A 10,861-nucleotide genomic window follows, 5' to 3' on the forward strand; every position below is an offset into this window, starting at 1 on the left:
GCCCGGCTATGTCGTCGCCCTCGTGAGGCGTGGCGGTACATCATTGCGCCGTCGCCCCAAGCGTAGGCCCTTCGGCCCCGGTGCGACCAAGACGATGGGGGCCTTATCGGTGCGATGACTCACACAGCGTTCTAGACCACCTCCGTTTAGGCCCTTGGTCCCACGCCGGCTTGGGGTCGGTCCGCGCCGTCAGACATCGGATCGCCAGCGGTACTCACCCGCCCCCACAGGCGCGCATAGCGAAGGCGCACGAGCGCGATAGGACGCCCGTCCCATGGGCTGAGGCCTCCTGAGCAGGGCGGCCGCCGGCCCTGCCCCGCCCCCTTGCGGAGCGCCGGCGGCAAGGCGCCCATGAGAGAGGGCGGCCCACCGGTCAGCGCCGCGCGCGAACCGCCGCGGCGATGCCCTCGGCGGTCATGGAGAACTCCTCCAGGAGGGTGGCCCGGTCGCAGGTCCGCACGAACCGCCTCGGCACCCCGATCCGCGTGGTCGGGGGCGGCGCCAGGGCCGCGCCCCGGGAGTCATCCCCGCCCCTGGCGGCCAGGGCGTCGAGGGCGTCATCCATCGCATCGCGCAACTGCGAGCCGATACCGCCGTCGACCAGCCCATCCTCGACCACCACGACACGACCGGCCGTCAGAGCCAACTCGGTCAGGGCGCTCGGGACGGGGATCACCCACCGAGGGGAGGCGACGATGACGTCACGGCCCTCCGCGGCCAGAGCGCGGCCGGCGGCCAGCGCGGCCGGCGCCATGGCGCCCACGCCGACGATAAGGGCCGGGGCGTCGGGCGCCCGGCCCGCTCCCTCACCGGCGACTCGCCCGCCATCGTCGCCCGCCCGGTGCTCCAGCAGCAGATCGACCTGGCCGAAGACGCCCTCATCGCCCTCGAGCGTCCGCACCGCGGGCAGCGGGGCAGGCAGCGCCCCCTTGGGGTACCTCACGACGGTCGGGCCGTCGTCGACGCCCACTGCCTCGCGCACGCAGGAGCGCAGGGAGGCCTCGTCGCGAGGCGCGGCCAGGCGCAGCCCGGGCACGTGGCCCAGCAGCGCCATGTCCCACATGCCGTTGTGGCTCGCGCCGTCGTTGCCCGTCAGGCCCGCCCGGTCGAGCATGATCGTCACCCCCGCCCGGTGCAGGCCGACGTCCATGAGCACCTGGTCGAAGGCCCGGTTGAGGAAGGTCGCGTACAGCGCCACCACGGGGTGCAGCCCGGCGAAGGCCATGCCGGCGCTGGCGGTCAGGGCGTGCTGCTCGGCGATGCCTACGTCCACGACCCGGTCGGGCATGGCATCGGCCAGCGGCTGGAGCCCGACCGGCTGCTGCATGGCCGCGGTGATCCCCACGATCCGCTCGTCGCGGCGGGCCAGCGCCAGGATCTCCTCGGCGAAGACAGCTGTCCAGCCGAAGGCGGAGGGCACGACGGGCAGGCCGGTCTCGGAGTGGATACGCCCCACGGCGTGGAAGCGATCGGCCACGTCCTCCTCAGCGGGGGTATAGCCGCGGCCCTTCTCGGTGATGACGTGGACGATGACAGGCTCGGAGTACTCCCTGGCCCGTGTCAGCGCGAACTCCAGGGCGGTGATGTCATGGCCGTCCACCGGGCCGGTGTACTTGATCCCCAGGTCCTCGAAGAACGCCGAGGGGACGAGGACGTCCTTGATGCCGGCCTTAAGGCCGTGGAGGGCGTCGAAGGCGGCGCGGCCCGGGGCCCCCTGCGCCAGCAGGCCGCGCTTGATCCCGGACAGCATGCGCTCGTAGCCGGGGTTGGTGCGCAGGGCGTCGAGGTGGTGGGCGAGCCCGCCGATGGTCGGGGCGTAGGAGCGGCCGTTGTCGTTGACAACGATAACGAGGCGCTTGTCCCCCGAGTCCGCGATGTTATCGAGGGCCTCCCAGGCCATCCCGCCCGTCATCGCCCCGTCGCCGATGATGGCGACGACGTGCCGGTCCTCGTTCCCCCGGAGCCCGTTGGCCCGGGCGATGCCGTCCGCCCACGACAACGCGGTGGAGGCGTGGGAGTTCTCCACGACGTCATGGGCGGACTCCCCACGGTCCGGGTAGCCCGACAGCCCCCCGCGCGATCGCAGCGCCGAGAAGTCCTGGCGCCCCGTGAGCAGTTTGTGCACATAGGCCTGGTGCCCGGTGTCGAAGACGAGGGAGTCGGCCGGGGAGCGGAAGGTTCGGTGCAGGGCGATCGTCAGCTCGACGACGCCGAGGTTGGGGCCGAGGTGCCCGCCCGTCCGGGAGACGCTGGCGACCAGGTAGGCGCGGATCTGGGCGGCCAGCTGGACGAGCTGGTCGGAGGTCAGCCTGCGCAGGTCCTCGGGCCCGCGGATCGAGGCGAGCAGCGGGGCCGGCACGGGGTGCTCGCCGGTGCCCGCCCGGCGCGCCTGATCGCGCTGGGACGACGGGGATGTCGGAGGTGTCATCGCCACGGACCTCCAGGAATCTCGACGGCGGATGGGTGATAACGGTCAGCATGGCCGCTGGTGGACGTGCCCCGCGGCGGTGCGGCAAGCATAGGCGTCGTCGACGCAGCTGCGCGTCATCGCGCGCGGTGCTGACGAGCACGTAGTCTTGGCCCGGGACCGGGGCGGGCCCCAGCGCCCGTCCCCGCGGCGTTCCCATGCCGCGCCCGGAGCGCGTCGGCGCGCGCCCGCGCGCCGACCATCGCCGTCCTCGAGGAGGAAGCATGACCACGATCGCGCCCTACGGCAGTTGGCCCTCGCCCATCTCGCCCGGAACGATCACCAGCCGAACGATCGACCTCTCGCAGGTGCGTGTCGACGGCCCCGACACCTACTGGGTGGAGCGGCGCGCCACCGACTCCGGCCGCCAGGTGCTCCTGCGCCGCGACGGCGCGGGCCGCATCGGGGAGGTCCTTCCCCTGACTCCCGGCGACGAGCTGGTCGACGCCCGCACCCGGGTCCACGAGTACGGGGGGCGTGCCTACGCCGTCGACTCGGGGATCATCGTGGTCTCCCACGCCGGGGACGGGCGCCTCTACCGCTTCGACGTCGCGCACAGGATGCGCGGTCTGGTACCCCTGACGATCTACGGCGACGTGCGCCACGGGGACCTGGAGATCGACACCGAGCGCGGACTCGTCTACGCCGTGCGCGAGGACCACCGCGGCGAGGGCGAGGCCGTGAACACACTGGTCGCCATCCCCCTGGACGGCTCGGCCGCGCGCGACGACGCCCCGGTGCGCACGATCGTGTCGGGCACCGACTTCGTCTCCTCCCCCACGCTCTCCCCCGACGGGCGCCATCTCGCCTGGCTGGCCTGGGACCACCCGTGGATGCCCTGGGACAACGCCGCCCTGCACGTGGGCGACCTGCTGCCCGACGGGACCCTGGGAGAGCAGGCGCTGGTCAGCGGCGGCGACGGGCACGGCGCTGCCGAGCCGCGCTGGACCGAGGAGTGCGAGCTCATCCATGTCTCGGACGCCTCGGGCTTCTGGAACCTCTACCGCACGGAGGGCTTCCCCCGGCGCGGCACCGCCGAGACCGGCTGGAGCGGGCGGCTGCGGACCCGGCCGCTGCACCCCACGGACGCCACCTTCACCCATCCGGCCTGGCAGCTCGGGCCCCACTCCTTCGACGTCCTCGACGGCGAGCACCTCATCGCCTCGTGGACGAGGGACTCGGTGTGGCACCTGGGCACCATCAAGCTGGCCAACGGCGAGCTCGAGGAGTGGGCGACGGGCTGGCAGCCCCTGGGCAACGTGGCCGCCGCCGAGGGGCGGGTCGTCATGCTGGCAGGCAATGAGCGCGAGCTGCCGGGGATCGTCGAGATCTCCGGCGGCGAGGTGACCGTGCTGCGGGGCTCAGGCGATTTCGGGCCCGCCGATCGCGGCGTGTCCCTCCCGGAGACGCTCTCCTGGCAGTCCTCCGACGGCGTCACCGCGCACGGCTTCTTCTACCCCCCGGCCTCGGTGGAGCACGCCGGTCCCGAGGGCGAGCTTCCCCCGCTCATCGTCCAGGTGCACGGCGGCCCGTCCGCCATGTCCCGCTCGGTTTACGACCTGAAGGTGCAGTACTGGACCTCCCGGGGCTTCGCCTACCTGGAGGTCAACTACCGCGGGTCGACCGGCTACGGGCGCTCCTTCCGCCGGAGCCTCAACGGCGCCTGGGGCGTGGGCGAGGTGGAGGACGTCATCGCCGGCGCCCGCCACCTCATCGAGGCGGGCCGGGTCGATGGCTCCAGGGTCGCGGTGCGCGGCTCGTCGGCCGGCGGGTTCACCGTGCTCTCGGCGATCACGCGCTCCGACGTCTTCTCCGCGGCGACCTCGCTGTACGGCGTCGCCGACTTGCGGATGCTCATCCAGGAGACCCATAAGTTCGAGTCGCACTACGTCCAGGAGCTCATTGGTGCGGACTCCGTCGATGACCCCCTGCTGGCCGAGCGCTCCCCCATCAACCACGTGGAGGCGATCCACGCCCCCCTCCTGCTGCTCCAGGGCTCCAACGACCCCATCGTCCCGGCCGATCAGGCCACCTCGATGTTCGAGGCGGCGCGCGCCAAGGGCCTGCCGGTCGCCCTCGAGGTCTTCCAGGGCGAGGGCCACGGCTTCCAGCTCGGCGCGAACATCCGCAAGGCCCTGACCGACGAGCTGTCCTTCTACAGCCAGGTGTGGGGCATCGCCCGGGACGACGAGGCCACGCCCATCGTGGTGGAGAACCTCGCGCCCCGCGGGGAGTGACGCCGCCCTTACCCGGGCGCGCCGGAACCGCCGCGCGCGCCCGGAGGGCGGCCCTGCGCCTCGTGCGCTACCACCGCTCAGGGCTCTTCGCCCTGGCGGTCATCGTCGGGCTCGTCTCAGGCGGCGGGGCGGTCCTGTTCCGCATCGGCATCGACTCCTGGACCCTGCTGCTCACGGGGGCGGAGGACTACACCGAGGCCCTGGGCCCCTCCCAGGGGATCCTCTCCTTCGCCGGACGGTGGTTCGTCCTCCTCGCGCCAGTCATCTCCGGAGCGCTCGTGGGCCCGCTCATGACGGCCCTCGGGCGCACGACGACGGGCCACGGCGTGGGCGGCGTCATCTGGTCGGCGCGGCGGGGCGACGGCACCGTGGCCCCCGTGCCGGCCCTCGCCTCGACGGGAGCGGCCATCCTGACGATCGGGGGCGGCGGGGCGGTGGGCCCTGAGGGGCCGATCGCCGAGCTCGGCGCCTCAGCCGGCAGCGTCGTCGGACGCGCGCTCGGCCTGCCGATCAGGTCGGCGCGGATGCTCACGGCGGCGGGGACGGCGGCGGGAATCGCCTCGGCGTTCAACGCGCCCCTGGCCGGCGCCTTCTTCGCCATGGAGGTGATCCTCGTGGACTTCACGGTGGACGCCTTCGCCTTCGTGGTGCTGGCCTCGGTGTCCTCCTCCGTCCTGTCCCACCACCTCCTGGGGACCACCCTGTCCCTGTCCCTGCCCTCGCTGTCCCTCGACGGCGATGCCCAACTCGGCTGGGTCGCGCTCCTGGGCGTGCTGGGCGGCCTGGTGGGGATCGCCTTCTCCCGCTGCCGCTTCCTCGCCGCCGACTGGTGCCGCGACCTCCTTGACGCGACCCGCCTGCCCCAGTGGGCGCGCCCGGCCATCGGCGGCCTCGCCCTCGGGGCGCTGCTCCTGGCCGTGCCCGAGATGTACGGGGAGTCCTCCGCCGTCCTGGGCCGCGCCCTGGCCAACGAGTACACCACGACGGCGCTCCTCGCCCTCACCGCGGCGAAGATCGCCGCCACCTCGATCACGATGGGCATGGGCTTCGTGGGGGGCGTGTTCGCGCCCTCGCTGCTCATCGGCGGGACCCTGGGCGCCTGGCTCGGCTCTCTCGTGGCCCCCACCCCCACCGGCGTCGCCGTATTCGGCGTGGTCGGGATGGGGGCGGTCTTCACCGGCTCGGCCCGGGCGCCCATGACCGCCGTCATCCTCATCATCGAGATGACCGGCCAGTACGGCCTGCTCACCCCGCTTATGCTCGCCATCGCGCTGGCGACGGTCACCAGCAGGTTCCTGACCCGCACCACGATCTACACCGAGGAGCTGCGGCGCCGCGGCGAGGACATCGACGACCCTGTCGGCGCAACCATCGTCGGACGGGCGACCGCCCGCGACCTCATGCATGAGCCGCCCGCGGTGCTCACGGCCTCGACCTCCTTGGCCCGCGCCGCCAGGATCGTGCGGGCCTCCGGGAGCACGAGCCTGCCGGTCGTGGCCGATGCCGGGGCCTCGGGCCAGGCGGAGGGATCGGAGGACGGCCCGGGTGATGATGGCGCTCCAGGCGGCGTCGCCGGCCGTCGGCGCCTGCTCGGCTGCGTGAGCGCCGTGGCGCTGGCCCAGGCGGCCCTGGAGGAGCGCCGGGGCCAGACCCCCCGGACGGTCGGCGATCTTCCGCTCGACCAGGAGGTCATCGACGCCTCCAGCGGCACGACGGCGGTCCTCAAGGCGCTCGTCGACTCCAGGGCCTCAGGCCTTCCGGTGGTGGAGGAGGCCGCCCGGGGCGGCCGGGGCCGCGGGAGCGAGCGGGCGCTACTGGGCTGGGTGGATCAGGATGAGATGGTGCGGCGCCTCTACCGCCACCAGCACGCCGCCCTTGAGGCCGCGCAGTCGCGGACTTCACTGGGATCGCGCACCCAGGCGTGGTGGGCCCACCGCCGTCGGTGAGCCGTTGAGAGCACCCGCGGCTACTCCCGCGCCTCGCCGCTGGCGCGGTCCTTGCCCGACCTGTCGGAGCGGGCCGAGGCCAGATCGGTGATCATCTCGGCGTGGACGACGATGCGGCGGGGGTCGCTCATCCACATCCAGAACGCGGCCATGATCGGCAGGACGAGAGGGAGGTATCCGTGCCCGCGCCCCCCGTGGGCGAGGAATGAGGCCTCGAGCTCGGGCGCGGTGCCGGTGATGGTCAGCAGTCCCAGCAGCATCGCGCCGCTCAGCAGACCGCCCAGGCAGACCCACCCGATCATCCGCATGCGGCGGCCGTTGTGGGCCATGCACACCGCAAGCATGAGGTAGAGGGCTCCGGCGACGGCGTCGATCGCGTCCAGGACGGGCGCCTGATCGGGATGCCGGATGAGGGAGACGACGGCGGGGCAGAGCACCACCAGGCCGAAGACCGCCGTGACGCCCACGAGAATACGGCTCAGGCCTCGCGCGGGCCGACGACGGTCCTCCGTCGATCGGACCTCGGGGCGATCGTCCATGCTGCTCCTCCTGGCTCGTCGGCGTCGGGCCCGCGGCGCGCTCGCGCGCCGCTCCGGGCGGCGCGGGCCCCCCGCCCGGCCCGGCCCGTTGCTGAATGCCGGAAGCGCGTCTCCGGGCGGCGCCCAGGGGACTGCCGCGGCACGGGGCTCCTCCGGCACCATGACGTTACCATCGGGCATACCATCTCCCTTCATGAGCACTCTCGAGATCATCCAGGACCCCGCCGCGCGGATTGACGCCGATGTCCTCGTCCTCGCCGCGGCCCCGCCCTCCGATGGAGGCGCCTCCGGCATCCTGGCCGCCGGCGCCTGCCTGGAGGGGATCGATGTGGGCGCCGTGGAGGCGGCGCTCCCCTCCCTCGGCTTCTCCGGCTCGCTCGACGCGGTGGTGCGGATCCCCTCCGCCATCGCCGCGCCCGCCGGCCAGGCGATCAGCGCGCCGACGATCCTGGTGGTCGGCACTGGACGGGGCCTCGAGCTGGCCGAGAGCGCCGATCACGACGCGGCGGCCCTGGGCCTCACGCGCGCCGGCGCACTGTCGCGCGCGGCGGCGCGCGCCACCCGCGAGTTGGCCGGCGTGGAGCGCGCCGTCCTCGCGCTGCCCTGCGCCGAGGCCCACGATCTGACCGCCGTCGCCGAGGGCGCGATGACCGGCGCCTACGCCTGGAAGGGCCGGGTCCCCGCGCCCACCGAACCCCTGGCGGCGATCACCATCTCCTCGCCGCTGGCGGGAGGGGCGCTGGCCGAGGAGGCCCGGGCCAGGGCCGTGGCGCTGGGCGAGGCCGTCGCCCTGACGCGCGACCTCGTCAACGAGCCCCCGAACCGCCTGGTCCCCGAGGCCCTGGCCGAGCGCGCCGCCGAGGTGGCGCGCTCGGCGGGAATCGGGGTGGACACGCTCGATGAGCGGGAGCTGGCGAAGCAGGGGTTCGGCGGCATCCTCGCTGTCGGCCAGGGCGCTGCCAATCCTCCCCGCCTCGTGCGCCTCGAGTGGGCGCCCAGCGACGCGCGCGCCCACATCGCCCTCGTCGGCAAGGGCATCACCTTCGACTCCGGGGGCCTGTCCCTCAAGCCCCCCGCCTCGATGCCGGAGATGAAGTCCGACATGGCCGGCGCGGCCACCGTGCTCGGTGCCGTGCTGGCCGCCGCTCGGCTTGAGCTGCCGGTGCGTGTGACCGCGTGGCTCGCCCTGGCGGAGAACATGCCCGGCCCCGGCGCGCAGCGCCCCAGCGACATCATCACCATGCGCGGTGGCACCACGGTGGAGGTGACCAACACCGACGCCGAGGGCCGGCTCGTCATGGCCGACGCCCTGGCCCGGGCGGTCGAGGACTCCCCGGACGCGGTGCTCGACGTCGCCACGCTCACCGGCGCGCAGATCGTGGCCCTGGGCGATCATGTCTCCGGGGTCATGGGGACACCGGCCGTCCGCGACGCCGTCGCTCGCGCGGCGGCCAGCGCCGGCGAGTCGTTCTGGCCCATGCCGCTGCCCGAGCAGCTACGCCCGAGCCTGGACAGCCCGTACGCCGCGCTGCGCAACGCGGTAGTCGGCAGCCGGGCCGGGGGCATGCTCACGGCGGGGCTCTTCCTGCGCGAGTTCATCGGCTCCGCCCCCTGGGCCCACCTGGACATCGCCGGCCCCGCCTTCAACGAGCGCGCCCCGTGGGGAGGCACTCCCACAGGGGGGACGGGCCACGGCGTGGCGACGCTCCTGGAGTACCTCCGAGCAGTCGCCCAGTGATTCGTTTCACATGTTGTGTGGGATTCATGTTTCCGATCGACAGGGCGATCCGACGCCTGGCACCCATGCATGAGTGACACAATGTCATCCGGGACCAACCGCCCACCTGAGCGGTGGGCGACTCGGACAACTCACCATCGAGGAGAGATTCTGTGACAGACACCGTCTACGACATGGTCATCCTGGGCGCCGGTTCGGGCGGGTACGCGGCCGCGCTTCGCGGGGCCCAACTCGGTTTGAGGGTCGCGCTCATCGAGGCCGACAAGGTGGGCGGCACATGTCTCCACCGCGGCTGCGTGCCCACCAAGGCCATTCTCCACGCCGCCGAGACCGCTGACACGGTCAGGGAGGCCTCCGCCCTCGGCATCCGTGCCGCCCTGGAGGGCATCGACATGCCCGCTGTCAAGGCCTACAAGGACGGCATCATCTCGCGCATGTACAAGGGCCTTCAGGGCCTCGTCGCCTCCCGGGGGATCGACCTCATCCAGGGCTGGGGTCGCCTCGTGGCCCCCGACGCCGTCGAGGTCGACGGCCGCCGCATCACCGGCAAGAACGTGATCCTCGCCTCCGGCTCCTACTCCAAGAACATCGGCCAGGAGATCTCCGGCCCGGTGATGACCAGCGAGCAGGCTCTCGAGCTCGACCACGTCCCCGCTTCGGCGGTCATCCTGGGCGGAGGCGTCATCGGCGTCGAGTTCGCCTCCGCATGGGCCTCCCTCGGCTGCCAGGTCACGATCATCGAGGGCCTGCCCCGCCTGGTCCCCAACGAGGACGAGGCCATCTCCAAGCAGCTGGAGCGCGCCTTCCGCAAGCGCAAGATTGCCTTCCGCACCTCGACGATGTTCGAATCCGTCGAGCGCCATGAGGACTCCGTCACCGTGCACGCCGCCGACGGCACCACCTACTACGCCGAGGTGCTGCTCATCGCTGTGGGCCGCGGCCCGGCCACCGCGAACCTCGGCTACGAGGAGGTCGGGGTGTCGATGGACCGCGGATTCGTGCTCGCCGACGAGTACGGCCGCACCAACGTCCCCGGCGTGTGGGCGGTGGGCGACATCGTCCCCGGCGTCCAACTGGCCCACCGCGGCTTCGCCCAGGGCATCGTCGTCGCCGAGAAGATCGCCGGCCTCGACCCCACCCCGGTCGACGACGTCCTCGTCCCCAAGGTCACCTTCTGCGAGCCCGAGATCGCCTCCGTGGGCCTCACCGAGGCCGCCGCCAAGGAGCTCCACGGCGACGAGACGGTCACCACCGCCGAGTTCAACGTTGCCGGCAACGCCAAGAGCCAGATCCTGGGCACGCAGGGCTTCGTCAAGCTCGTCTCCCTCAAGGACGGCCCCATCCTCGGCTTCCACGCCATCGGGGCCCGCATGGGCGAGCAGGTCGGGGAGGGCCAGCTCATGGTCTCCTGGGAGGCTGACGCCGACGACGTCGCCTCGCTCGTCCACGCCCACCCCACCCAGAACGAGACCCTCGGCGAGGCCGCCATGGCCCTGGCCGGGAAGCCGCTGCACAACCACGGCTGATCCACCGAGGGCCCGAGCCCCACGAAGGTCCTGCGAGAATCCCCAAGGAAAGAGTCCACTCATGTCTGAATCCGTCAAGATGCCCGCTCTGGGCGAGTCCGTCACCGAGGGCACCGTCTCCTCCTGGCTCAAGGCCGTGGGCGACACCGTCACCGCTGATGAGCCCCTGGTCGAGGTCGCCACCGACAAGGTCGACACCGAGGTCCCCGCCCCCGCCTCCGGCGTCCTGCTCGAGATCCGCGTCCCCGAGGACGAGACCGTCGAGGTCGGCACCGTCCTGGCCATCATCGGAGAGCCCTCCGAGGCCGGCTCCACCCCCGCCCCCGAGGCGGCGCCCCAGGCGCCCGCCCCCCAGGCTCCCGCCGCCCCCGCCGCGGCCCCGGCCACCCCGGCTCCCGCCGCCACGCC

7 protein-coding genes are annotated in these 10,861 nt (G+C 73.0%); 5 read left to right on the plus strand and 2 right to left on the minus strand.

Annotated elements, in window-relative coordinates; all coding sequences use genetic code 11:
* Positions 1–373: 373 nt before the first annotated feature.
* Positions 374–2,428 carry a 1-deoxy-D-xylulose-5-phosphate synthase gene (gene dxs / locus GVV75_RS07460; RefSeq protein WP_236263206.1) on the minus strand — a complete coding sequence of 685 codons (2,055 nt, stop codon included), beginning with the start codon at positions 2,426–2,428 and terminating at the stop codon, positions 374–376.
* A 263-nt stretch (positions 2,429–2,691) separates the two neighbouring features.
* Here dxs and GVV75_RS07465 point away from each other — a divergent pair, with 263 nt between their 5' ends.
* Positions 2,692–4,704 carry an alpha/beta hydrolase family protein gene (locus GVV75_RS07465; RefSeq protein WP_159625179.1) on the plus strand — a complete coding sequence of 671 codons (2,013 nt, stop codon included), beginning with the start codon at positions 2,692–2,694 and terminating at the stop codon, positions 4,702–4,704.
* The gene (locus GVV75_RS07470; protein WP_159814184.1) at positions 4,701–6,650 is read left to right on the plus strand and encodes a chloride channel protein; all 1,950 of its coding nucleotides are present in this window, start codon (positions 4,701–4,703) and stop codon (positions 6,648–6,650) included. Before GVV75_RS07465 ends, GVV75_RS07470 begins: the two co-directional genes overlap by 4 nt.
* Before the next feature lie 20 nt (positions 6,651–6,670).
* Here GVV75_RS07470 and GVV75_RS07475 read toward each other — a convergent pair whose 3' ends face one another.
* Positions 6,671–7,189, minus strand: a complete 519-nt coding sequence (locus tag GVV75_RS07475; protein WP_159523213.1) for a hypothetical protein — start codon at positions 7,187–7,189, stop codon at positions 6,671–6,673.
* A gap of 193 nt (positions 7,190–7,382) precedes the next feature.
* On the opposite strand from GVV75_RS07475, the gene GVV75_RS07480 reads away from it, so the two are divergent.
* From GVV75_RS07480 to GVV75_RS07490, 3 genes are all read left to right on the plus strand, one after another.
* Positions 7,383–8,927, plus strand: a complete 1,545-nt coding sequence (locus tag GVV75_RS07480) for a leucyl aminopeptidase (protein ID WP_159814186.1) — start codon at positions 7,383–7,385, stop codon at positions 8,925–8,927.
* A 152-nt stretch (positions 8,928–9,079) separates the two neighbouring features.
* Positions 9,080–10,453: a dihydrolipoyl dehydrogenase gene (gene lpdA, locus GVV75_RS07485; RefSeq protein ID WP_159814188.1), complete on the plus strand. Its 1,374-nt coding sequence runs from the start codon at positions 9,080–9,082 to the stop codon at positions 10,451–10,453.
* 61 nt (positions 10,454–10,514) lie between these two features.
* Positions 10,515–10,861 (plus strand): biotin/lipoyl-containing protein (locus tag GVV75_RS07490; protein WP_328703542.1); only part of this gene is annotated, 347 nt, incomplete at its 3' end.

Source organism: Actinomyces sp. zg328 (assembly GCF_009829635.1).
GTDB lineage: Bacteria > Actinomycetota > Actinomycetes > Actinomycetales > Actinomycetaceae > Actinomyces > Actinomyces marmotae.